This window comes from Haloarcula sp. JP-L23 (assembly GCF_011602445.1).
GTDB lineage: Archaea > Halobacteriota > Halobacteria > Halobacteriales > Haloarculaceae > Haloarcula > Haloarcula pellucida.
In genome coordinates, this window is record NZ_CP050014.1 from 2,270,820 (window position 1) to 2,294,073 (window position 23,254).

A 23,254-nucleotide genomic window follows, 5' to 3' on the forward strand; every position below is an offset into this window, starting at 1 on the left:
CCGTGCCAGCAGTCGAACAGACCGACCCCGACGGCGTCGACTTCGGGTGGGTCATGCAGGTTACGTTCGTGACGACCATCCTCGTCGGATCGCCCATCGTCGTCCTCGCGTCGTTCGGGACGGTGCTGCCGACGTGGACGAGTCGCGCCCTCTTCGCGGTCCGGGTGGGCGCCGTCGTCTGGTTTCTCACCGCTATCGGCGTCTACCTCTATGCCCGATATCGGCGCTGATCGAACTCGCTCGCCCACGCGAAGTCGGTGCCGGCACGGCGGGCGGTCTCTGCGTCTCGCTCCGAATCGCCGACGAACACCGTCTCGGAGGGAGTCGCGTCCATCTCGTCGACGACCGCCAACAACCCTTCGGGGTCGGGCTTGGCGGACCCGACCGAGTCCCGGCCGACGACCGGCCCCACCGACCGCGTGAGGTCGTGCGTCTCCAGCGCGAGGCGACAGGCCACCTCCGCGTTCAGCGAGCAGACGCCGACGGGCACGTCGTGGGGCAACCCGTCGGCGAGCGTGAGGCGGTCGGAGTTCCGCGCGCCCTCGCGCTCGTAGTCGGTTATCGTCGCCTCGACGGCGTCGCGGTGGCCGGTCTCGTCTGATAGTTCCAACATCCCCCAGAGGCCTGCGCTCTGGGGGTCCACGCCACGCGCTCTGAGGACGTCTGCGACGTCGCTAGCGACCGCGTCCCAGTCGACAGCCAACCGCACGAGCGTCCCGTCGAGGTCGTAGACCACAGCGTCGTACGTCACGCGAGAGCGTACGCCAGCGGGCCAAAAATGTGTGTCGGCACTCAGCGGCCGTCCAACAGCGACCGGGCGACGACGTTCTTCTGAATCTCGCTGGTCCCCTCGTAGATGGTCGTCACCTTCGCGTCGCGATAGAGGCGCTCGACCGGGAAGTCCGTGGTGTAGCCGTAGCCGCCGTGAATCTGGACCGCCTCGTTGGTCACGTCGACGGCACCCTCGCTCGCGAAGTACTTCGCCATGCTCGCGGCCTGTCGGGCGTCCTCGCCGCGGTCCATCCGACTCGCCGCGTCCCACGTGAGGAGACGACCCGCCTGCACGGTCGTCGCCATGTCCGCGAGTTTGTGGCGTATCGTCTGGAACGCCGATATCGGCTGGTCGAACTGGTCGCGGTCCTGTGCGTACTCGATGGCCTCGTCCAGCGCCGCCTGCGCGAGTCCGACGGCCTGTGCGGCGATGGCGACTCGCCCCCCGTTCAGAATCGACAGCGCGGCGGCCAGTCCCGCCCCCTCCTCGGTCAGTCGGTACCGTTCGGGAATCCTGACCCCGTCGAAGGTCAGCGACGTGGTGTCGCTTGCGCGCAGGCCGAGTTTGTCCTCTTTCTCGCCGACAGAGAGGCCATCGCTGTCTTTCGGGACGAGAAACTGTGTGATGGAGTCCGGGTCGTTACGCGCCGTCTTCGCAAACAGGACCACGACGCCCGAGCGCTCGCCGTTCGTTATCCACTGTTTCTCCCCGTCGACGACGTACTCGTCGCCGTCTTTCCGCGCGACGGTCGTCATCTCACGCGGGTTCGACCCGGCCTGCGGTTCAGAGAGGGCGAACGCGCCGACCGGCCGACCGTCGACCATCTCGGGAAGCCACTCGTCACGAACGGGTTCGTCGCCGAACGCCGCGATACAGGCGGTGGCGAGACAGTGGACGGAAAGCGCCGTCGCGACGGCCAGCGACCCGTAGGCCAGTTCCTCGTTGACGATGGCGTAGGTCCGACGGTCGGCGTCGAAACCGCCGTACTCGGCTGGCGTCGTCAGGCCAGTGAGGTCGATGTCGGCGAGGCGGTCCCAGACGTCCTCGGGGAACGACTCCGTCTCGTCGGCCTCGCGCGCGGTCGGGCGTACCTGTTCGGTCGCGAACTCCCTGACGGTCGCTCTGATGGCCTCCTGTTCCGGCGAGCGCTCCATACCGACAGTATGGATGGCACTACCAAAGTCCTGCTGACGGCAACAGCGGGCGACGATATCAGCGTTCGTCGACCAGGTCGACGTCGAGGAATTCTTCGAGGACAGCGATAGTGGACCCGCCGACGCCCGCCTGCGTCGCGCGCCCCTGCTCTACGGCCAGCACGTCGCTCTCGTCGAGGTCGAGTTCGTCGGCGAGTTCGCTCGTTTGGAGTCCCTTCTCCTGTCGGGCTTCCGTCACGGTGCTCCCGTAGTCGCTGATGAGGTAGGGCAGTTGGTCGGTGTCGTAGTCGGCTCCCTCCTCCCAGTGGGAGGCGTCGGGCGTCTGTGAGTCCTGTAGCCTCGCCGTGTTCTGTGCGGCCCGACGGCGTCTGTCCGTCTCGTCGCGCGAGCTGTCGTTCGACGACGTCGTCCGGTCGTTCTCGCCGTGGTTCTTCGCACAGTCAGCACAGACCTGAAGGGTCGCGCCCGCGACGTCGGCGGTCTGCAAGTCGCCACCGTCGGCACCGCAGAGTTCGCAGCTCCCGCCGGCGCTGGCGCCCCCGCCGCCGGTCGAGTATTTGGCCATGCCCCCGGTAGCGGTTTCGTCGTATTTCAAACGTCCGGTTCGCTCGAATGGCACACTGTCCCGCGGGCCATCGCAAACGAAAGCCCTTTTATTGGACCGCGGGATACGATTGATTGCAGTAAGACAGCGCGAGCGTGGGTAGCCAAGCCAGGCCAACGGCGCAGCGTTGAGGGCGCTGTCCCGTAGGGGTCCGCCGGTTCAAATCCGGTCCCACGCATCGCACGGGTGGACGATGTCCACCGATACCGAGGCGGCGATGCCGCCGAAGACGATGCAGGTGCACTCCCTTGGGACTGCACCCACGCACATCCTTTCGACGCAATCTTCACGAGCCACTGCTTCGTCGTCGAGCGATATACCACGGACCGCAGTCGCACAATCCGTAACGCCGAACACGGACACTGGACGCTGTTTCGGCCGCCAGGTATCACCACTGATAACTCGGACGCAAGAATTTATATGTGCTCAAACCAAAGTACAAATAGGCACCGCTCCGGTGCCATCCACACCCCCACCCCCTACTTTCCTACCGTTTTCGACGCCTCGTTCGCGGCACACTAGCCGTCCAGAGTTCGAGCCGAGGTCAGACGCACGTCCGTCGTATGCGCCTGCCGCGTTCGTATTCCCGCTTTCGCCACGCGTCGCTCACGGAGTGTCCGCGACAGAGTGGAGGGGCGGGATTCGAACCGAGGCAAGACGGGCGACCTCGCGTCGCTCGGTCACTGTGTCTTGCGTGCTCGAATCCCTAGTCGGCCATCTGCTCGTCGTGTCCACTCCTCGCAAGATGGAAGGGGCGGGATTCGAACCACGCGGAGCCCTGCATGGGAAACTGCCAGGCCGAGTTCTGGCACGTTGGCTGGCAGCGCTCTACCACTGAGCCACCCTTCCAGACGGACTTTGGTACGGCCCCGCTCCCCAAATATGTGACGGCAGTGGCACTGACTCGGCGAAAATTGCCTCGCGAAGTCGGCTTTATCGGCCCAGATCCCACCGCCGCCGACTGACCTACCGACCGCGTTCGTCCCGACGCCGCTCTGGTCGTGCCGGCCGTACTTACTCAAGCGAGCAGCGCGAATGTGACACCGTGAGCTACACCAAAGTCGACTACACCGACACCGACCCGGTCGCCGACGCGATGCACTTCCTGCGAGACCCGCTGGAGTGTGAGCAACTGGGCGTCACCGTCGTCGACTGTGGTCCGGGCTGGACGGGCAAACCTCACAACCACGCCGACCAGAACCACGAAGAAGTGTACGTGCTAGTCGAGGGCGAGGCCACCGTGACCGTCGACGGCGAGGACGTAGCGATGACGGCCGGCGACGCGCTCAGAATCGACCCCGAATCGGAACGACAGATACAGAACGGAGACGGAGAGAGTCAGTTCGTCCTCGTCGGAGCGCCCTAGTAGCTGCGCTCTTTCGGTTCGTAGGTCTCTTCGTCGCCCTCGAGGATGACCGGCTTGTAGTACAGTTCCGGCGTGCCGTCGTTCCACGCGAGCATGGTGTGTTTGATCCACTCGTTGTCTTTCCGCTCTTGATGCTCCGCACGCCAGTGAGCGCCGCGGAACTCCTCGCGGGCCAGCGCACCGAGCGTGATGGCTTCGGCCACGTCGAGGATGTTGCGCGTCTCGATGGTGTGGATGAGGTCCGTGTTGTACGTGCGAGAGGGGTCCGAGACGGCGACGTCCTCGTAGGCCTCGCGTGCCTCTCGGAGGTCTCGGAGTGCCGTCTTCAGGCCCTCCTCCTTGCGGAAGACGTTGACGTTCTCGGTCATCGTCACTTGCACGTCTGCCCGGACCTCGGCGTGGTTGATGCCGTCTTCCTCGAGCAGCGTCTCGACGCGTTCGCGCTCTCGTTCGACGGCGTTCTCGATGACGCCGGTCGGTTCGACGGCGGCGCCGTCGGCGGCGACGTCTTCGCTACCGCTGTCGATTGCCCCGGGAGTGACGGGCGGTTCGACGTCCCCGTCTTCGCTCTTCGCGGAGGGGCCGGTCTGAATCTCCGCGGTCTTCATGTCCCTGCCTGCGGCGTGGTAGCCGGCGCGGGCACCGAAGACGAGCAGTTCGGGCAGGGCGTTCCCGCCGAGTCGGTTGGCGCCGTGCAGCGAGACACAGGCCGTCTCGCCGGCGGCGTACAGCCCCTCGATACACGTCTCGCCGTTCTCGTCGCACTCGACGCCACCCATCGCGTAGTGTTGGCCGGGCTTGACGGGCATCGGTTCGTCGAGGCCGTCGACGCCCTCGAAGTCCTCCGCGAGGTGGAGGATGTTCTCCAGTCGGTCGAGGATGCGCTCCTCACCGAGGTGGCGCATGTCGAGGTCGACGTACTCGTCCTCGATGCCGCGGCCCTCGTTGACCTCCGTGAGTTCGGCACGGGAGACGACGTCACGCGAGGCGAGTTCGCCGTCGTTGTTCGCGTAGCCGTACTCGAACATGAACCGCTCCTCCTCGTCGTTGTAGAGGATGCCACCCTCGCCGCGGACACCTTCGGAGATGAGCACGCCCGTCGACGGGAGCGTCGTCGGGTGGAACTGGATCATCTCCATGTCCTCCATCGGGACGCCGGCCCGATAGGCCATTGCACACCCGTCGCCGGTGTTGGCGACGGCGTTGGTGGTGTGGTCGAACGCCTGCCCCAGACCGCCGGTCGCGAGGACGACCCCGCCGGTGGCGCGGAACCCTTCTATCTTCCCGGACTTGATGTCGTAGGCGACACAGCCGTGACACTCCCGGTCTTCGGGGTCGTCGTGGTCGGTCACCGCGAGGTTGGTGACGTACCACTCGTCGTACACCTCGATGCCGCGCTTGACCGCCTGCTCGTACATCGTGTGCAGCAGGTGGTGTCCCGTCTCGGCACCGGCGTAGGTGGTCCGGGGGAACGACATTCCGCCGAACGGACGCTGGGAGACGCGGCCGTCGTCCTCGCGAGAGAACGGCATCCCCCAGTGTTCCAGTTGGATGACCTCTTCGGGCGCCGTCTTTGCGAACGTGTCGATAGCCGGCGCGTCTCCGAGGTAGTCGGAGCCTTTCATTGTATCGTAGGCGTGCAGGTCCCAGGAGTCGCCGTCCCGGAGAGAGGCGTTGATGCCCCCTTCTGCCGCGCCCGTGTGACTGCGGACAGGATGGAGTTTTGTGACGAGGGCGACGTCTGCACCCTCTTCGTCCGCTGCGATAGCCGCTCGGAGGCCGGCGCCACCCGCGCCGACCACGATAACGTCGTGTTCGTACATAGTGGGAAGTAGTAACGTATGTCTGGCTTCGCTTAGGACTACCAGAACTTGAGGTTGTTCTTCACTGCTTCGCGCTTGAGTTCCTGGATGTGCTCGGTCAGGGGGATGTCCTTCGGACACACCTCGGTACAGGAGAACATGGTCTGGCACCGCCAGACGCCGTGTTCCTGTTCGATGATGCGGAGGCGTTCCTGTTTGCGGTTCTCCCCCTCGCGTTCGTCCATCGCAAAGCGGTAGGCCTTGTTGATGGCCGCGGGACCGAGGTACTCGTTGTCCCCGGCGGCGATGTTACACGAGGACATGCAGGCGCCACACCAGATACACCGCGTCGACATCTTGACCTTCTCGCGGTTCTCTCGGCTCTGGCGCTGTTCTTCTAAGTCGTCTGCCGGTAGTTCGTCGGCGTCGAAGTACGGTTCGACGGCCTCCATCTGGTCGTAGAAGTGCTCCATGTCCACGACGAGGTCCTTGACGACCTCCTGATGGGGGAGCGGTTCGATGCGAACCGGGTTGTCGAGCTCCGAGAGCTGGGTCTTACAGCCGAGTCGCTGCCGGCCGTTGACGAACAGCGCGTCGGAGCCACAGACGGCCTGTCGACAGGAGTGTCGGAAGGTCAGCGAGGAGTCGTAGCGGTCCCGCGCGTAGATGAGCGCGTCGAGGACGGTCATCCCCTTGTGGTACGGCACGGTGAAGTCGTCAAAGCGGGGTTCCTGCTTGCCCTCGACTTCGGGGTCGTAGCGGAACACCTTCAGTGAGACCGTCTCCTCGTCGTCGAGGCTCGCTTCCTCTGTCTCCCGCTCGGCCTCCCGCTCGGCCTGCCGCTGGCGTTTGGTCGCCCGACGCTGGTCGCCGGGCGATTCGACCGCCGGTTCGGTCTCTTCTTCCTCGGCCTCCGTCTCCGTCTCCTGTTGTTCGATCTGTGTACTCATTGTTAGATCAGCCCGTTCATCGCGAGTGCGACCCGCGTGCCCTGTGCGACGAGGAGGAGCCCCGCGATGACGAGGACGTACTTGACTGCGGTCTTCTGTGAGCCGCTGATACCCTGATTGATGAGGGCGTTGTAGACGCCGTTGACGCCGTGGAACGTCGCCGTGACGAGGAACAGCCACATCGTGGCGAAGTAGCTCCACTGCCCCATACGGGCCTGCGTCCCGGCGAAGGTGATGTCGGCGGCGTGGTTGACGAAGTGCAACAGCATGAAGTGGAACGCGAGGACGCCGATGAGGAACACGGCCGTCAACCGCTGGAAGAGCCAGCGGCGGCCACCCCGCTCGAAGGAGGAGTAGTGTTCTGCCATTATGCGAGCGGCCCCCCGAGGAACGTCGGAATGCTTGCGACGACGATAGCGCCGGTCAGGACGAGCGACGCGTAGAAGCTCTTGTCCTGTGCTTCGAGGCCGACACCGAGGTCGACCATCAGCAGGCGGATGCCGTTGAGGATGTGGAACACGGCGACGGCGAGCAGGCCGACCTCGAGGAAGCGAACGACGAGCAGGGCTTCGAGCCCCTGCAGTGTGTTCGTATAGAGTTCGGAGCCACCGAGCGAGGTACTGAGGACGGCGATGTGGGTGAACAGATAGCCCACGAGCACCCAGCCGGTGAACTTGTGGAATATCCAGGCCCACATCCCGGCCGAGAACTCCCGCCACCGTCCGAAGTCCTCGACGGTGCCGCGATTGTAAGACTGACTCATACACTGGGGGGTTAGTCCGGGGACAAATAGTAGTTACTACCGCGTGCGTGTATCGCCGGAATCGCCGAATATCTTCGCTCGTTGACCGGTTTTCGCGGCCCGACTCGGGCGGCCTCGGCGTGGGCTGACGTCGGCGTGTACACCGCTGGCTCGAACCGATGGGTCCGGTGTCGATACGGGCCCCGTCACAGGCTCTCGTCTGGGAACTCCCGTGTCCGCTCCAGTGCCCGGCGGGTCCGTTCGTCGAGTCGGACGAGGTGACAGAGCGGGTTCCCGGGATAGACCAGTGGGTTCTCGAGAATACCGACGAGGAGGCCGGTGAACGGCGCCCGGACTGTCGTGTCTTCGGTCTTGAACGGATTCGCGATGGTACAGATGACGTCGCCTTCGTACACGAGGGCACCGCGTTGGTGGTGCATGTCGACCAGTCCGCCGGCGTCGGCGCGTATCCACGTCTTTTCGCCACTGTTCTCGATGACGGTTCGCCACCCCGGCCACTGGACGACTTCCGAGGCGAGCATCCCGAACTCGGCCAGCACGGAGCGGACGCTTTCCAGCGCGCTGTCGATGAGCGGTCGCTGGAACCGGTGTGCTTCGCCCATCTCGATGGTGATTGCGGAGGCACCGACGGCGCTGGCTTCCCGACGGAGCGACCCCGACGGACCCTCCGAGGAGATGATGACGTTCGACGCGAAAGCCTTCGCCACTCGCGCTACCGCGGGGTCGTCCATGTCGGCCCGAACGTGGAGCATGTTGGTCCGGCCACGCGTCGACGTATGAAAGTCCAGTCCGAAGTCACAGGGTTCGAGGAAGTTCCGGAAGATGCGGTCGGCCATCCGCTTGGCGCTCGTCGAGTCGGGGTTCCCCGGGAACGAGCGGTTGAGGTCCCGGTCGTAGATGGGGAGGTACCGCTCCTGTGCGAGAAACGCCGGGACGTTGAGGACTGGCAGACAGACCAGCGTCCCCGCCAGATGCTCGTGGTTCCACTCGTGTGCGACTTCTCTGACGACTTCGATGCCGTTCAGTTCGTCGCCGTGGGCCGCCGCCGAGAGGAAGCCCGTCGGACCCGGGCGCTCGCCGTTCACGATGGTGACCGGAATCCGGACCGGGTCGCCCATGTACGTCTCGCTGACCGTGTACCGGACGTTCTGTGTCTCGCCGGGGTCTACCCGTCCACCGTCGTAGGTGAACGGTTCGGCCTCGTCCATGCCCGTACAAACACGACGGCCGGTAAAAGGGTGTCTGGCGAACGATTGCCACGCCATCGCTCGGGAGAGACACACTCGCAGGCCAGCGACCCATCAGGGTTTTGCTGACGCCCTCAGAACTACCGCGGTATGCGTACCGAAGACATCACGGTCGGTGTTCTCAGTCTCCACTCTAGCAAGGAGACGAAGGCGATTCTGAACGCCGCCGAAGAGATGGGCTGTGACACCGAGTGGCTCCGAGAGGAGAACACCACGGTGACGACCGAAGACGGCGAACTGAATCTCTACCCCGACGTGGACGTCATCGCCAACCGACTCTTGCTCTCCAGTGACGAGCATCCGATGGAGGGTGCGGGGCTCGCGCTAACGCTCAACAAGGCGGCGCCGATGTTGAACGAACCGACGCCGGCGATGACTGCACTCCACAAGTTCGCCACCGCTGCGGCCCTCGCGGACGCCGGAATCAGCATCCCCGACGCCGTCCTCGCACTGTCGACCGAGCAACTCAACAAGGAACGCGGCCGGTTCGGCGACCGGGCCGTCTACAAGACGGCTATCGGGACCCACGGCGGCGGGACGTGGATGGTCGAGTTAGACGAACCAGTCAACGCACAGGTCGGCGAGCGCCACGCGTTCTTACAGGAGTTCCTCGAACACGACGACACGCGCCACCACGACCTGCGCGTCTACGTCGTCGGAGGTCAGATCATCGGGGCGATGAACCGCTATGCGCCCGAAGGCGAGTGGCGCACGAACGTCGCCCTCGGTGGGGAAGTCGAAGACATGACCGAGGACCTTCCCGCCGAAGTTCGGGAGATGGCCCTCGACTCCGTCGAAGCCGTCGGCCTCGACTACGCGGGCGTCGACATCGTACAGGGCGAAGACGGCTACTACGTCCTCGAAGTGAACCCGACGGCAGGGTTCCGAGGGCTGTTCAAAGCCTGTGGCATCAGCCCCGCGCCGTACATCGCACAGCGTGCTATCGAGAAGGCCGGCGGCAGCGTCGACGACGCGGAAGTCGAGCGCCTCTCCGACCGACTGGACGACTCCCAACCAACCGCGATGCCGCGCAAACCGACCTCGACGATGCCCGAGAACGTCACCATCGGCTACATCGAGGAAGTCGTCGTCTCGGGAACCCGCGGCCACAAGACCGTACTCGCGAAATCCGACACCGGCGCCACCCGAACGAGCATCGACGCCGAACTGGCCGCCGAAATCGGGACCGGCCCCATCCTCGACATCGTGAAGATCAAGTCCGGCAGCGTCAAATCCGGCCGTTCGCGACCCGTCGTCGACCTCGTCGTCGGTATCGGCGGCACCCAGCACACCGTCACGGCCAGCGTCGAGGACCGTTCACACATGGACTACCCGCTGTTGCTCGGGCGGGACATCCTCAAGCACTATCAGGTGAACGTCAACCGTCGGGCGGACGACGAGTACGAATCCGACACCGAGGAAGAGGAGCAGACGCTGGAGTAAGTACACCGTCGGCCGACTACTCTTCTGTGACTTCGGCGACGCCCTCGGCGATGTCCTCCTGTGCCCGCCAGAGGTACAGCGTGGCGTAACTCCGGTACGGTGCCCATCGTTTCGCGTACTCGACCATCTCCGACCGGTCGTACCCCTCGCCGACGACGTTGCCAAACCCCTTCCGGACCCCGAGGTCACCGACCGGGAACACGTCCTCGCGGCCCAGCGAGAACAGCAGTTGCATATTCGCGGTCCAGTCGCCGACCCCGGTGATGGCCGTCAGTTCCTCGCGGACGGCCTCGTCGGTCAGCCCCTCGAAGTAGTCGATGCTGTACCCCTCCTCCTCGAACGCCGCCGCCACCTCGTTGACGTACCGCGTCTTCTGTCGGGAGAGACCGGCGTCGCGCAACACCTCGTCGTCGGCCGTACGGATACCGGTGGGCGTCACTTCGACGGCGTCGAACAGGCGCTCTCGCGTCGCGGCCGCGGAGGCCATGGACACCTGTTGCCGGAGGATAGAGACGACCAGACGTTCGAAGAGGTCGCCCGCAGGGTCCAGCGTGAGTTCGCCGTGTGCGTCGACCAACGGTCCGAGGTCCGGGTCCTCGCGGAGCGTCTCGTGTGGCGAGTCCGTCATCGGCCCACGGTAGTGACTGGCGGAGAAAGAACCTGTCTGTCGGCCCTCGGACGGGCAGTCCAGTACTGGGACCGCTACTCGATGTCGATGTGGTGGCCGTCCGTGGTGGGTTCGGCCTTCCCGATGCGGACCGTGAGGACGCCGTTGTCCATCGAGGCCGAGACGTCCTCCTCGTCGACACTTCCCGGAAGCCGAACCCGACGTGAGATCGACCGGTGTGACCGTTCACGACGGACGTAGTTGACGTCTGTCTCCTCGGCCTCGCGGCTGTGGTCGGCCTCGATGGCGAGCGTCTGGTCGCTGATGTACACCTCGAGGTCGTCCTTGTCGAACCCGGGGAGGTCGGCGGTCACCACGAACGCGTCGTCCTCGTCTACGACGTCGACGCGGGGGGACCCCATCTCCGGCGTCCACGATTCGAACCCCGTCCCCCACCGCTCGGCGGCCTCCTCGAACTGCCGGCTCATCTGGTCGAACCACGATTCCATGTTGTCGAGCGGAAGCTTTCGAGTCATCGGTGGCATCGTCTCGTGACTGGTGCTTAGTTAGCCAGTCAGTACGCCGAGAAAGCTCGCTGCGTCCGGGTTTCGGCGCGTCCGTCCGAGCGGTAAGCCGCCCTTTGTCGGACCCCAGTCTCAGACCATCCCCTTACCGAGCAGTTCGCGTGCGATGATGTTCTTCTGAATCTCGGTAGTCCCCTCGTAGATCTGGGTAATCTTCGCGTCGCGGTAGAACCGCTCGACGTCGAAGTCGTCGACGTAGCCCGCGCCGCCGTGAATCTGGACCGCCTCGTCGGCCGTCTCGACGGCGACGCGGGAGGCTTTCTCCTTGGCCATCGACGCCAGTTGGGTGAGTTGGTCGTCGGCGTTGTCGACGCTCCACGCCGATTTGTAGGTCAACTGCCGGGCGGCCTCGATTTCGGTGAACATCTCCGCGAGTTTGTGCTGGATGGCCTGAAACTCGGAGATGGACTGGCCGAACTGCTCGCGCTCCTGTGCGTACTCGAGCGCTCGCTCGGCCGCGCCGCGGGCGATGCCGACCCCCTGAGCGGCGACGCCGGTCCGCGTCTCGTCGAAAAACTGCATTATCTGGAGGAACCCGGCGCCCCGCGTCCCGACGAGGTTCTCCTCGGGCACGCGCACGTCGTGCAAGACGAGTTCGGCCGTGTCCGAGGCACGGATACCCAGTTTGCCAGTTATTTTCTCCGCTTCGAAGCCGTCCCGGTCGGCCTCGACGAGAATCTGTGAGAACCCGTTGTATCGCCCCTCAGCGTCGGGGTCGGTCTGACAGAGGACGACGAAGTAATCGCCGACGGTCCCGTTGGTGATCCACATCTTGTTGCCGTCGATGACCCACTCGTCGCCGTCCTTGCGGGCCCGTGTGGATACGGAGGAGACGTCCGAGCCGGTGTCCGGTTCGGAGATGGCCGTCCCCATGATGGCGTCGCCCGCCGCCACCGGTTCCAGATACTCCTCTTTCTGTTCCGCTGTCCCAAAGCCGACGATGGCGTCGGCGCCGAAGGCCGCCGACTGGATGGAGAGGCCGATGCCGGGGTCGGCCGCGAACAGTTCCTCCGCGATGATGGCGTTGGTCAGCGTGTCGTAGCCGACGCCGCCGTACTCAAGCGGGATGTTCGCCCCCGTCAGCCCCATCTCGGCGGCATTTTCGACCACCTCGTGTGGGAACTTCTCCTCGCGGTCGTACTCCGATGCAACCGGTCTGATCTCGTTCTCGGCGAAGCGCTGGACCTCGTCTCGGATCTGGCGTTGCTCGTCGGACAGTTCGAAATCCATGTGCGACGTGTTGACGTGACTACGCATTAATGGTTCGTAATCCGAAATAAACTGCAGAGATGTTGTTCACCGAGAGAAACGTTGAAACGTGGGCCGACAGTGGGGATACATGTCATGGATTTCGAGGACATCGAGACGGTGGCAGTGCTCGGCGCGGGCAACATGGGCCACGGTATCGCGGAGGTGGCCGCCCTCGCGGGCTACGAGGTTCGGATGCGCGACATCAAAGAGGAGTTCGTCCAGAACGGCTACGACAACATCGAGTGGTCGCTGAACAAACTCGCCGAGAAAGACCACCTCTCCGATGAGGCGGCCGAGGAAGCGCTCGAACGCGTCACTGCACTGGTCGACGTCGACGCGGCCGTCGGCGACGCCGACGTGGTCATCGAGGCCGTCCCCGAGAAGATGGAGATAAAGAAAGACGTCTACACCGACGTCGAGAAGTACGCCCCAGAAGACGCCATCTTCGCGACGAACACCTCCAGCCTCTCGATTACGGAACTCTCCGAAGTCACCGAGCGCCCCGAGCAGTTCTGCGGGATGCACTTTTTCAACCCGCCGGTGCGGATGCAACTCGTGGAGGTCATCTCCGGGGAACACACGAGCGAAGCGACCCTCGAAACGATCGAGCAACTCGCCGAGGACTTCGATAAGACGCCCGTCCGCGTCCGCAAGGACTCGCCCGGATTCATCGTCAACCGCATCCTCGTCCCCCTGATGAACGAGGCCTGTTGGCTGGTCCACGACGACGTCGCCACCATCGCCGAAGTCGACTCGACGGCGAAGTTCGACATGGGCCTCCCGATGGGGTCGTTCGAACTCTCCGATCAGGTTGGCAACGACGTCGGCCTGCACGTCCTCGAATACATGCACGAGGTGCTGGGCGAACCGTACGCCCCGTGTCCGCTCTTAGAAGAGAAAGTCGAGAACGAACAGTTGGGCAAGAAGACCGGCGAGGGCTTCTACGACTACGAGGACGGCGGCGTCGACATCCCGACGGACGCCGGCCGCGAGGACGTCGAGCGCCGTCTGCTGGCCGTGATGGCCAACGAGGTCGGCAAACTCGTCGAGAACGACGTCGCGCCAGTCGCCGACATCGACGAGGCCGTGATGCTCGGCGGTGGCTTCCCCGAAGGCCCGGCGAAACTGGCCGACAAAGCCGGTCTCGACACGCTCGTCGAGACGCTGGAGGAGGTCCACGATGCGACCGGCGAGGCCCGCTACGCCGTCTCTTACGGCCTGCGTGAGGCCGCCGAGTCCGGTGGATTCTACGGCAGCGACGACGAGACGGCCGCCGAGTTCGAGAACATCGCTCTCGAGTATCCGGGCGAGATGGTCGGGCACATCGTACTGGACCGTCCACACCGGATGAACACGGTCAGTCCCGACCTGATGGACGAACTGAGCGAGGCCATCGACCTGCTAGAGGACGACGACGAGGTGCGGTCCATTCTCATCACGGGGGCTGGCGAGAAGGCGTTCTCCGCCGGGGCCGACGTCCAGTCGATGGCCTCGAACGCGACGCCGCTGGAAGCCGTCGAACTCTCGAAGAAGGGCCAAGAGACGTTCGGCAAACTGGAGCAGTGCTCGATGCCCGTCGTCGCCGGCATCGACGGCTACGCGCTCGGCGGCGGGATGGAACTGGCGACGTGTGCCGACCTCCGGGTCGCCTCTGAACGCTCGGAGCTCGGCCAACCAGAACACAACCTCGGTCTGCTGCCCGGATGGGGCGGTACCGTCCGCCTCGCCAACATCGTCGGCGAAGGCCGCGCGAAGGAGATCATCTTCACCGCCGAGCGCTACGACGCCGCGGAGATGGCCGACTACGGCTTCGTCAACGAAGTCGTCGAGAACGACGAACTGGCGGACCGGGCCTTCGAACTGGCCCGGGACCTCGCGGCCGGGCCGCCGGTCGCCCAGAAGTTCACGAAACGTGCGATGCACGCCGGCCGCGACGACAAAGACGCCGGCCTCGAAGTCGAGTCACAGGCCTTCGGCCACCTCATCGGCACCGAGGACGTAATGGAGGGCATCACGGCGTTCATGGGTGACGGCGACCCCGAGTTCCAAGGGAAGTAAGCCCAGACCACCTCGCTGATCGTTCTGCTTCCGATTCAGGGCTTGGTTCCTGCGTGACCAGCTATGCGGTCCGGACGTACCGTGTGACCGCGCCACAGATAGCTCGTATTTCGATGGGGTTAAATTGGAGCACCCGAAACGCAGGAATGCGCTCGGTTGGTGTAGTCCGGCCAATCATCTTGGCCTTTCGAGCCGAGGACATGGGTTCAAATCCCATACCGAGCACATTCCTGCCGCGAACGAGTTCGGAAGTGACGACGCTGGGATATGCGTCGGAGACGGTTCTCATTCGGCGTAGCGGAGGGATACGCGACTGATTCCGGCATTTTTGCTCGTCAAGGTGCCGCACGTGACTCCAGTTTAGACGTGGGATAATATCCCGAGAGGGCCAGTGACACGGCCGGGTTAGGATGCCAGTAGCTATTTTTCCGGCGGGCGCCAGCGCTAAACCATGCAAGCAATCGTACTCGCGGCCGGCGAAGGGACACGGATGCGGCCGCTGACCGTGAACACGCCGAAGCCGATGCTCCCTGTCGCCGACCGACCCCTCGTCGCACACACTGCGGACACCGCCATCGAGGCCGGCGCGGACGAACTGATATTCGTCGTCGGGTACGAGGCCGACGCCGTCAGAGAGTACTTCGGCGACTCCTATCGCGGGCGCCCGGTCTCGTTTGCCGTCCAAGAGGAGCAACTCGGGACGGCCCACGCCGTCGACGCCGCGAGCGAGTACATAGACGGTCCGTTCGCCGTGTTGAACGGGGACAACCTCTACGACGAGGCGAGCCTCACGGCGCTGTTCGATGCGGCCCCCTCCATCGCCGCGTACCGCGTGCCCGACCCCTCGAACTACGGCGTCCTCTCGACGGACGGCGACCGCGTCACCGGCATCGTCGAGAAACCCGCGGACCCGCCGACGCGACTCGCCAATGCCGGCGCGTACGTCTTCCCCGCCGAAGCGCGCAACTGGCTCGACGTCCCGCTCAGCGACCGCGGCGAGCACGAGATCACCGACGTGCTAGCCCGGGTCATCGAGGAGCGGTCGGTCACGGCCGTCGAGGTAGATCGCTGGTTAGACGTGGGCCGCCCGTGGGAACTGCTCGAAGCCAACGAGTGGAAACTCGACCAGATGACCCGCCGCGTCGACGGCGAGGTTCGCGGCGACGCCGACCTGCGCGGGACCGTCGTCGTCGAAGAGGGCGCCGTCGTCGAACCCGGCGTCACCATCGAGGGTCCGGTTCTCGTCCGCTCTGGCGCCGAGGTCGGCCCGAACGCCTACGTTCGCGGCGCGACGGTGCTGGGAGAGGACACGCACGTGGGTCACGGCGTCGAAGTCAAGAACAGCGTCGTCATGGCCGGTTCGGCGGTCCCGCACGTCTCCTATCTCGGTGACAGCGTCCTCGGCACCGACGTGAACCTCGGTGCGGGGACGCAGGTAGCGAACCTCCGCCACGACGGCGGCGACGTGAAGATAACCGTCAAGGGCGACCGCGTCTCGACCGGGCGGCGGAAGTTCGGCATCGTCGCCGGCGACGGCGTCCACACGGGCATCAATACCAGCCTCAACGCCGGCGTCGTCCTCTCGGCCGGTGCGACGACGGCCCCGGGCGAGAGCGTCACGCGCGACCGCTGACGCACACCCGAGAGCGCGCGCCGATTATGTGGGATTAAGTAGGGTGAAAACGACCCTCAGGTAAGATGGTCGACCCGACTTCAGATCACCACGAGGACATCGACGAGGCGGATGCACCGAACTGTGAGGTATGTGGCGCGGCGATTGCGAACGAAGTGACCCATCGCGTCATCACATGGATAGAGGACGACAGCGTCCAGACCGCACACTTCTGTGACGACGAGTGTCGACAACAGTGGGACGGTGCGTAGATAACTTCGATCCCGGCTAGCGTCTACAGAAGGCCTTTTGTGCGGTGGCTCGCTCTGGCGACCAGATGACATATGTGCCGACGAGGTAGTGCGGTCGCCCGCGTCGCCTTCCTGGCGATACTCCTCTCCGCGACGGTCGCTGTCGGACATTCCTACGTGACTACGACGGGTGTCGCCGACGCAACGGAGACCGCACAGACCGACTCGAACAGCCCCGCCCACGTGTCGACAGTATTGACGACCGGCCAGACGCTCGACGTCGAGTCGCGTTTCGAATCGGCGAGCGACCGACCGACGCGCGGTGAGAACTGGTCGACGCCGCGCGTCACCGAAGCCGTCGCGACGCTCGACCGGAACGTCACCGTCGTCGCGACACAGGGGTTTTACGTCAGTGACGAACGGGCCGAACTGGCCGCGTTCCTCGCCAACGGAACCGTCGTGTACTACGACGACCGTTACCGCGTCTACTTCGACGTCGACCCGGTCGAAGCGGAACGCTACACCGTCGAGTACATCGCCGCCGAGCACCTGACGGGCGACGCCTGCGGCCCGGTCGGTGGCGAGCCCTGTACCCGCAACGTCGTCACGCGGGTCAACCTCACGACCGGGGAGGAAGAGCAGGTCTACAGCGAGGTGACAGAGCGCGTCTACTCCGCCCGCTGGCACGACGTCGACCGAATCAACGAGACGCACCTCCTCGTGGCCGACATCGTCGACGACGGCGTCTACGCCGTCGATACGCGAGACGGAAGCGTCGCGTGGCGCTGGAACGCGTCCGCCCACTACGACCGCGAGCAGGGTGGCTCCGAGGGCGACTGGACGCACATCAACGACGTGGAGGCCCTCGCGGACGGGAGCGTCGTGGTCAGTCCCCGGAACATGGACGAAGTCGTCTTCCTCGAACCCGGCCCCGACGGATGGGCGGTCAACGAGAGTCGGACGCTCGGGACGGCCGAAAACCACGATGTCCTCTACGAACAGCACAATCCCGATTACATTCCCGCCGACCGCGGCGGCCCGGCGGTCCTCGTCGCCGACTCGGAGAACGGCCGCATCGTCGAGTACGAACGCACGGCCGAGGGGTGGAACCGGACTTGGAAGTGGCGTGACGTCCGCCTCCAGTGGCCCCGCGACGCCGACCGGCTCCCCGATGGGAACACGCTCGTCGTCGACTCCCACGGCGACCGGGTCGCCGAAGTGGGCGTAAACGACACCGTCGTCTGGAGCGCCGACGTCGGGATGCCCTACGACGTCGAGCGACTGGGCACCGGCGACGAGAGTTCGGGCGGCCCCGCCGCGCCGTATCGTGCCGTCGTGGGCGAGCGGCCCGGCGACGCCGCCAGCGTCGTCGCGAACGTCACGAACGCGTCTGGCGTCGGTTCGGGGTCGGAACCCCGTCGGTCGCTCGCCGACCGGTTCTGGCTCGGCCTCAAGACGCTCGTCCCGAGTCTCCTCGCGAACGGTGCGCTGTACGTCGCCCCCTCGTGGGTCCGGTTCAGCGACCTCGCGTTCGCGACCACCGCCGTCTCGACCGGCATCGTCTGGAGCGTCTCGGAGTTCTACTGGTCGCAGTACTCGCTGGCGGGACTCGCACGACGAGCGACAGTCGTGGGTCGCCGTGCCTTCGCGGCTATCCGTCGTCGATAGTCTCCGTCGGTGGCTCGTCGTCGTACGCCTGCTCGATGGCCTGCTGGCCACCGAGGCCAGCCGCCACCGTTCGGGTGAGGACATCGAAGACGGTGACCACCGGGTACAGGAGGAGTTCGACGTATCGTAGCGGACGCACGACCCGGAGTGCGAACGACTGCGCGTGGCCGAGACCGTAGGACTTCGGGACTATCTCGCCGGCGACGAGGATGACGCTGGTGGCGACGACTGTCGTGACGACCACGGCGGTCCCCGACTGGAATCGGTCGACGAACAGCGCCGTCAGCAGACTCGATAGAGCGATGTTGACGACGTTGTTTCCGACGAGAATCGTCACGAGCAGTCGGTGTGGGTCGGCCAGTAGGTCTTCGACGGCCGCCGCACGCGGGTCCGTAGCCGCCGCTTCGGCGACCCACTCCCGCGAGAGCGAGAACAGCGCGGTCTCGCTACTGGAGAAGAAGGCACTACACCCGAGCAGCGCGACGACGATTCCGAGCGTCGGGAGGAGATGTGTGGACATACGCGTCCTCGCACCCCCGACGGCAAAGAACCGGCGCACTGCTGGACGAGACGAGAGTCGAAGAATGCTCCGTCAGGGATTTGAACCCTAGTCATCACCGTGAGAGGGTGATATGATTGGCCGGACTACACCAACGGAGCGTACATTGAATCGGAGGGTGGTGGAACGTATAATGATTGCGTTTCGGGAGCGCCCTGTGTGGGTTTCTCACTCCTCGTCGAACGGCGAACCGGCGGCGTCTGGCTCCTGTCCGGAGAGGCTGATTATGTTCTCGCGGCCGACTCGGAGTTTGCTGATGTCGCCGTCCTCCTCCATGTCTGAGAGGAGCATACTGACCTTGGACTTCGACCAGTCGGTCGTATCGACGATGTCGACTTGCTTCATCCGACCCCCGTTCTCTTCGAGGAGGTTGATGACGCGGTCGCTGTCGCTCAGCAACTCCTCGTCGGAGACTGCGGGTTCGGGGGCGGGTTGCTCGCGTTCCTCCGTGGAGGGCTCTGGGTCGGTGGGTGATTCGGCAGCCGTCTCCCCACTGTCGTCGCCCAGTGCGGCCGCCGCGGCCCCGGAGCGCCACGCAGCGGCGGCCACGGCACCGAGCGCGACGACTATCGCGACGACGGCCAGTGGCCACATCCCGTTCTCGGAACTGGGTCCGACGGTCGTCGTCGCGTCGGTCTGGGCCGTCGTGTCGCCGTCGAGGACGGCGGACCGCTGTCCGAGTTCGACGTACGGACGGCGGTCACCGAAAGACTGCTCGCCCATCCAACTGACGCTCTCGCTGCGGGCCAGCGAGTCGGGTTGACTCCGTGCATCCGGCGTCGGACGGACCTGTGCGAACGCCAGCGACGGCCCGCGCTCGAAGACGAGCGACTGGCTCTGGGCGATGTAGAACCCGCCTTCGAACACGTCGCCGACGACGACACGGCCATCCGAGACGTTGGCGAAGTTCGTCCACAGGAACGCCATGCGGACGGTGCCAGTGCTCTGAACCGGATTCGCCGCCGCCGAGCGGTGGAAGTTCCGGGCGTCCATCTGGCGTCCAGTCTCGTTGGCTCCGTACTGGGTGAGCAGGCCGGCCTGCTCGACGAAGTTGACGTACAACGCCGTCTCGTTCCGCTCGAAGTTCCGAGCGAAGTCCTCGAAGCGCTGTTCCTCCGTCTCGTTGGTCAGCGGCGTCTGGTGTTCGATGGCCCACGTCGCAGAGCCGTTCTCGTAGACGGTGATCCGGAACGTGGTCTCTTCGAACCCGTCGGGAGTCTGGACGAGTGTGGACGGCTGCGACCCGAGTGCGGGGCCAGCGGCGAGGCTGGTAGTCAGCAGGAGAGTGACGACGACGGCGACCGCGCGAGACATCTACGTCGTATGACCCGAGGACAGCATAAAAGCGCTATGAATAGTGGTGCTATCGCTTCGTCGGACCGACGGCGTCTGCGAGTTTTTCCACTGGATGTGGGGGTTCCTCGCCGGCCGGCCGCTCACCTATCTGTGTCCGACAGGACGCGCCGGGCGCGACGACTTCCTCCCCGTCGCTGTCGGCTATCTGGTCGTAGAGGATACCGGCGATAGCCTTACTCATCGAGTAATGTTCGGCCTCGTAGCCGAAACTGCCGGCCATGCCACAACAGCTAGAGTCCAACGGGTCGACGGCGTAGCCGGCACGCCGGAGGACGCCGACCGCGTGGTGGTCTTTCTTCGTCGCCTTCTGGTGGCAGTGGCCGTGGTAGGTCAGCGACGCCGACGAGTCTGCCCAGTCGACGTTCGCGTCCAGCGCGAACCGGTCGAGGTACTCACAGACGCCGAAGGCGTTGGTCGCCACCGTCCTCGCCCCGTCGTGGTCGTGGCCCAGCAGATCCAGATAGTCCGACTGGAACATCACGGCGTCAGACGGTTCCACGACGACGACGTCCCAGCCCTCCGCTACCTTCGGTTCGAGGGCCTCGACGTTTGTCGCTGCCCGGTCGCGGGCGGCGTCGACGAACCCCTTCGAGTAGGGCGCCCGTCCAGAGTCGGCAACGTCCTCTGGAACCTGTACGTGGACGTTGGCGGCTTCCAGCACCTCGACGGCGGCCTGCAGGACTTCGGGGTGGCTGTAGTTGTTGTAGGTGTCGGGAAACAGCAGTGCCGTCCGTTCGGCGTCCCGTTCGGACACCTGCGGTCCGCGGTCGGCCCACCAGTCCTCGAAGGACTCCCGTTCGAACGTCGGTAGGTCGCGTTCGCTGGCGATGCCGAGCAGTTTCTCCCCGAGGTAGTCGCTCCCCGGAAGCTTCTGTGTCCAGTTCGAGACGGGTGCGAGCGCGCTCCCGACCTTGCTCACCGTCTCGACGTTCGCGAACACCTTCTCGCGAAGGCTCGCGCCGTGTTTCTGGTGGTGGGCGTGTTCGACCTCCGTCTTGAGTTTCGCCATGTCCACCTCGCTCGGACAGTCCTTGGCACACCCCTTACAGCCGATACAGAGGTCCATCACCTCGGAGACGAACTCGTCGTCCGTGGGGTCGTCGGGCAGGTCGCCGCTCATCGCCTGCCGGAGCATGTTCGCACGGCCACGCGTGGCGGTTATCTCCTCGTCGGCCGCCCGGTAGGTCGGACACATCACGCCGCCGGTGGTCTCCTGCGGGCCGCGACAGCCGCCACAGCCGTGACAGAGTTCGACCATCCCCTGCATCCCGTTCTCGTTGTCCCACGAGAGTTGCGGGTCGAAGTCGAACTCGAACTCGTACTCCGGCGAGAACCGCAGGTTCTCCGTCATGTCGACGGTGCGGGCCCGGGGCGGGGCTTCGCCCGCCTCGACGGCCGCCTCGTCGACGCCGACGACCTGTCCCGGGTTCAACAACCAGTCCGGGTCGAACGAGCGCTTGAGGTCCTGAAAGACCGCCCAGACGTCGTCGCCGTACAACTTGTGGTTCCACTGCGTGCGTGCGCGCCCGTCGCCGTGCTCGCCGGAGACGCTCCCGCCGTACGCCGTTATGAGGTCCGTCGCACCGTCGGCGATGGCTTCCATCTGCTCGACGCCCTCCAGCGTCTTCGTGTCGACGAGCGGTCGGATGTGGAGACATCCCGGTCCAGCGTGGGCGTAGAAGGAAGCGAACGTCCCCTCCCGTTCGAGAAGGTCCTGAAAGTCCGCGACGTACTCCGGAAGGTTCTCCGGGGGCACGGCCGTGTCTTCGATGAAACTGATGTGTTTTGCGTCGCTGGTCCGTCCCAGCAGGATGGGGAGGCCGGACTTCCTGAGTTTCCAGAACCGTGCCCGCTCGGCTTCCTCGTGGGCCTCGCGGCCGTGGAAGGCCCGAATCGGCTCGGCGGTCAGTTCTTCGGCGTTCTCCTGTGGGACGGCCTCTGTCGAGAGGTCACCGACGCGGTCGGTGAGGAGGTCCGCCACCTTCTGCTTGCCCTGTGGGTCGTTCTCGGCGTAGAACTCCACGAGGAGGACGGCACCCGTCCCCTCGGGGAGGATCTCGTCGACGAGGTCACCGAACTCCTCGGTCCCTGCGGCGAGGTCGAGCAACACGTCGTCTAAGACTTCGAGTGCCGCCGGGTCGTGTTCGAGGATGGGCGAGACGTCCTCCATCGCCGAGATGAGGTCGTCGTAGGCCAGCAGCGCGAGCGACTTGGTCTCGGGGATGGGTTCCAGCGAGACGGTCGCCTCGGTCACGATACCGAGCGTCCCTTCGCTCCCCGCGAGCAGTCGAGCGAGGTTGACCGTCCCGGCCTCGCCGTACTCACCCTCGGCCTCGGCGACCAACCGGTCTAAGTTGTATCCGGAGACGTTCCGCTTTAGGTCCGGGAAGGCGGCGGCGACGTCGTCTCGCTCCTCGTCGAGTATGCGGACGACGGCGGCGTGAATACGGGCTTCGAGGTCGCCGTCCGTGTCGGCGTTCTCGCGAAGCGTCTCGACCTCGACGTCGCCGAACGTCGTCACCGTCCCGTCGGCGAGGACCACTTCGCACTCCTCGACGTAGTGGTCCGTCTTGCCGTACTGCAGCGAGTGGGCCCCGGTCGAGTTGTTACCGATGGCGCCGCCGAGCGCCGACTTCTCGCCCCACGCGGGGTCCGGCGCGAACTTCAGGTCGTGGGGCGCGAGTTCGGCGTTCAGGTCACCGAGTGTCGTCCCGACCTGCGCGGTGGCGCGGGCAGCGTCCGGGTCGACGTCGAGTAGTGCGTCCATGTGACGAGTGAAGTCGAGGACGACGGCCTCGTTGACCGTCTGGCCGGCCAGACTGGTTCCGCCGCCCCGCGGCAGGACGGGTATCTCCCGTCGTGCGCAGTAGTCCATCACGGCGGCGACGTCTGCCGTCGACTCGGGGTAGACGACGCCGACCGGCGTCACCTCGTACGCGCTCGCGTCCGTCGCGTAGAGTTGTCGCGAGTACTCGTCGAACCGTACGTCACCGTCGACCCGGTCGACGATGTCGGCGACTAGCCCGGGCCGGTCCACGGTGTCGGTCCGATAGTCGTAGTCCGCCCGCGCGTCGGCGGCCGGGTCCTCGCTCGGTCCCTGTTCGGTAGCATCCATAGTCGGACGTTCGAGCGGTTCGACGTTAACCTGACGCACGAAGGCATTCCGAGCGCGTCTTCCCAATTCATCGGCGAAAACCACCGGAGCGT

General features: G+C 65.2%; 21 protein-coding genes and 4 tRNA genes. 9 read left to right on the top strand and 16 right to left on the bottom strand.

What is annotated here, in order from left to right:
• Positions 1 to 2 precede the first annotated feature (2 nt).
• Entirely contained in the window at positions 3 to 230 is a 228-nt protein-coding gene (locus G9465_RS11585; protein WP_166970112.1) for a DUF5822 domain-containing protein, read from the top strand.
• Here G9465_RS11585 and G9465_RS11590 read toward each other — a convergent pair.
• Genes G9465_RS11590 through G9465_RS11600 form a run of 3 tightly spaced genes read right to left on the bottom strand, consistent with a single transcriptional unit; the run spans position 209 to position 2,491 of the window.
• Positions 209 to 751 (bottom strand): HAD family hydrolase, encoded by a 543-nt coding sequence (locus G9465_RS11590; protein ID WP_166970114.1) that lies wholly within the window; start codon positions 749 to 751, stop codon positions 209 to 211. The genes G9465_RS11585 and G9465_RS11590 overlap by 22 nt on opposite strands.
• Before the next feature lie 41 nt (positions 752 to 792).
• A complete protein-coding gene (locus tag G9465_RS11595; RefSeq protein WP_166970116.1) occupies positions 793 to 1,926 on the bottom strand; it encodes an acyl-CoA dehydrogenase family protein in 1,134 nt (377 codons plus the stop codon).
• Positions 1,927 to 1,984: 58 nt separating this feature from the next.
• Entirely contained in the window at positions 1,985 to 2,491 is a 507-nt protein-coding gene (locus G9465_RS11600; protein ID WP_166970118.1) for a multiprotein-bridging factor 1 family protein, read from the bottom strand.
• Between the two features lie 132 nt (positions 2,492 to 2,623).
• Between G9465_RS11600 and G9465_RS11605 the strand changes: the two genes are divergently transcribed.
• Positions 2,624 to 2,708 (top strand) — tRNA-Leu (locus G9465_RS11605).
• Positions 2,709 to 3,276: 568 nt separating this feature from the next.
• On the opposite strand, the gene G9465_RS11610 is transcribed toward G9465_RS11605, so the two are convergent.
• Positions 3,277 to 3,379 (bottom strand) — tRNA-OTHER (locus tag G9465_RS11610).
• A gap of 196 nt (positions 3,380 to 3,575) precedes the next feature.
• Between G9465_RS11610 and G9465_RS11615 the strand changes: the two genes are divergently transcribed.
• Positions 3,576 to 3,896: a cupin domain-containing protein gene (locus G9465_RS11615; RefSeq protein WP_166970120.1), complete on the top strand. Its 321-nt coding sequence runs from the start codon at positions 3,576 to 3,578 to the stop codon at positions 3,894 to 3,896.
• Here the strand turns inward: G9465_RS11615 and G9465_RS11620 are convergent.
• The 5 genes from G9465_RS11620 to G9465_RS11640 form a co-directional block, all read right to left on the bottom strand.
• Positions 3,893 to 5,719, bottom strand: coding sequence for an FAD-binding protein (locus G9465_RS11620; RefSeq protein ID WP_166970122.1), 1,827 nt, complete (start codon positions 5,717 to 5,719; stop codon positions 3,893 to 3,895). The genes G9465_RS11615 and G9465_RS11620 overlap by 4 nt on opposite strands.
• A 38-nt stretch (positions 5,720 to 5,757) precedes the next feature.
• Complete coding sequence (locus tag G9465_RS11625; protein WP_166970124.1) at positions 5,758 to 6,648, bottom strand: succinate dehydrogenase/fumarate reductase iron-sulfur subunit; 891 nt, start codon at positions 6,646 to 6,648, stop codon at positions 5,758 to 5,760.
• 2 nt (positions 6,649 to 6,650) lie between these two features.
• A complete protein-coding gene (locus G9465_RS11630) occupies positions 6,651 to 7,016 on the bottom strand; it encodes a succinate dehydrogenase hydrophobic membrane anchor subunit (RefSeq protein ID WP_166970126.1) in 366 nt (121 codons plus the stop codon).
• The gene (sdhC, locus tag G9465_RS11635; protein ID WP_166970128.1) at positions 7,016 to 7,411 is read right to left on the bottom strand and encodes a succinate dehydrogenase, cytochrome b556 subunit; all 396 of its coding nucleotides are present in this window, start codon (positions 7,409 to 7,411) and stop codon (positions 7,016 to 7,018) included. The genes G9465_RS11630 and sdhC overlap by 1 nt, the downstream gene beginning before the upstream one ends.
• A gap of 185 nt (positions 7,412 to 7,596) precedes the next feature.
• Positions 7,597 to 8,619: a succinylglutamate desuccinylase/aspartoacylase family protein gene (locus G9465_RS11640; protein ID WP_166970130.1), complete on the bottom strand. Its 1,023-nt coding sequence runs from the start codon at positions 8,617 to 8,619 to the stop codon at positions 7,597 to 7,599.
• 129 nt (positions 8,620 to 8,748) lie between these two features.
• Between G9465_RS11640 and G9465_RS11645 the strand changes: the two genes are divergently transcribed.
• Complete coding sequence (locus G9465_RS11645) at positions 8,749 to 10,101, top strand: RimK family alpha-L-glutamate ligase (protein ID WP_166970132.1); 1,353 nt, start codon at positions 8,749 to 8,751, stop codon at positions 10,099 to 10,101.
• Between the two features lie 16 nt (positions 10,102 to 10,117).
• Here G9465_RS11645 and G9465_RS11650 read toward each other — a convergent pair whose 3' ends face one another.
• The 3 genes from G9465_RS11650 to G9465_RS11660 form a co-directional block, all read right to left on the bottom strand.
• Positions 10,118 to 10,729 carry a DNA-3-methyladenine glycosylase gene (locus G9465_RS11650; RefSeq protein WP_166970134.1) on the bottom strand — a complete coding sequence of 204 codons (612 nt, stop codon included), beginning with the start codon at positions 10,727 to 10,729 and terminating at the stop codon, positions 10,118 to 10,120.
• Between the two features lie 74 nt (positions 10,730 to 10,803).
• Complete coding sequence (locus G9465_RS11655; protein ID WP_166970136.1) at positions 10,804 to 11,244, bottom strand: Hsp20/alpha crystallin family protein; 441 nt, start codon at positions 11,242 to 11,244, stop codon at positions 10,804 to 10,806.
• Positions 11,245 to 11,364: 120 nt separating this feature from the next.
• The gene (locus G9465_RS11660; protein ID WP_166970139.1) at positions 11,365 to 12,522 is read right to left on the bottom strand and encodes an acyl-CoA dehydrogenase family protein; all 1,158 of its coding nucleotides are present in this window, start codon (positions 12,520 to 12,522) and stop codon (positions 11,365 to 11,367) included.
• A gap of 114 nt (positions 12,523 to 12,636) precedes the next feature.
• Between G9465_RS11660 and G9465_RS11665 the strand changes: the two genes are divergently transcribed.
• From G9465_RS11665 to G9465_RS11685, 5 genes are all read left to right on the top strand, one after another.
• A complete protein-coding gene (locus tag G9465_RS11665) occupies positions 12,637 to 14,601 on the top strand; it encodes a 3-hydroxyacyl-CoA dehydrogenase/enoyl-CoA hydratase family protein (RefSeq protein ID WP_166970141.1) in 1,965 nt (654 codons plus the stop codon).
• A gap of 150 nt (positions 14,602 to 14,751) precedes the next feature.
• Positions 14,752 to 14,826, top strand: a tRNA-Glu gene (locus G9465_RS11670).
• A gap of 226 nt (positions 14,827 to 15,052) precedes the next feature.
• Positions 15,053 to 16,234 carry a bifunctional sugar-1-phosphate nucleotidylyltransferase/acetyltransferase gene (gene glmU, locus G9465_RS11675; RefSeq protein WP_166970143.1) on the top strand — a complete coding sequence of 394 codons (1,182 nt, stop codon included), beginning with the start codon at positions 15,053 to 15,055 and terminating at the stop codon, positions 16,232 to 16,234.
• Between the two features lie 65 nt (positions 16,235 to 16,299).
• Positions 16,300 to 16,485: a hypothetical protein gene (locus tag G9465_RS11680; RefSeq protein WP_166970145.1), complete on the top strand. Its 186-nt coding sequence runs from the start codon at positions 16,300 to 16,302 to the stop codon at positions 16,483 to 16,485.
• A gap of 156 nt (positions 16,486 to 16,641) precedes the next feature.
• A complete protein-coding gene (locus G9465_RS11685; protein WP_227015540.1) occupies positions 16,642 to 18,132 on the top strand; it encodes an aryl-sulfate sulfotransferase in 1,491 nt (496 codons plus the stop codon).
• Here the strand turns inward: G9465_RS11685 and G9465_RS11690 are convergent.
• The 4 genes from G9465_RS11690 to G9465_RS11705 all read right to left on the bottom strand — a co-directional run bounded on the left by G9465_RS11690 (position 18,116) and on the right by G9465_RS11705 (position 23,162).
• On the bottom strand, positions 18,116 to 18,652 hold the full coding sequence (locus G9465_RS11690) for a DUF21 domain-containing protein (protein WP_166970149.1): 537 nt from the start codon (positions 18,650 to 18,652) through the stop codon (positions 18,116 to 18,118). The genes G9465_RS11685 and G9465_RS11690 overlap by 17 nt on opposite strands.
• A 65-nt stretch (positions 18,653 to 18,717) precedes the next feature.
• A tRNA-Glu gene (locus G9465_RS11695) sits at positions 18,718 to 18,792 on the bottom strand.
• Between the two features lie 67 nt (positions 18,793 to 18,859).
• On the bottom strand, positions 18,860 to 20,005 hold the full coding sequence (locus G9465_RS11700) for a hypothetical protein (RefSeq protein ID WP_166970151.1): 1,146 nt from the start codon (positions 20,003 to 20,005) through the stop codon (positions 18,860 to 18,862).
• Positions 20,006 to 20,054: 49 nt separating this feature from the next.
• Positions 20,055 to 23,162, bottom strand: a complete 3,108-nt coding sequence (locus tag G9465_RS11705; RefSeq protein WP_166970153.1) for an FAD-binding and (Fe-S)-binding domain-containing protein — start codon at positions 23,160 to 23,162, stop codon at positions 20,055 to 20,057.
• Positions 23,163 to 23,254 lie beyond the last annotated feature (92 nt).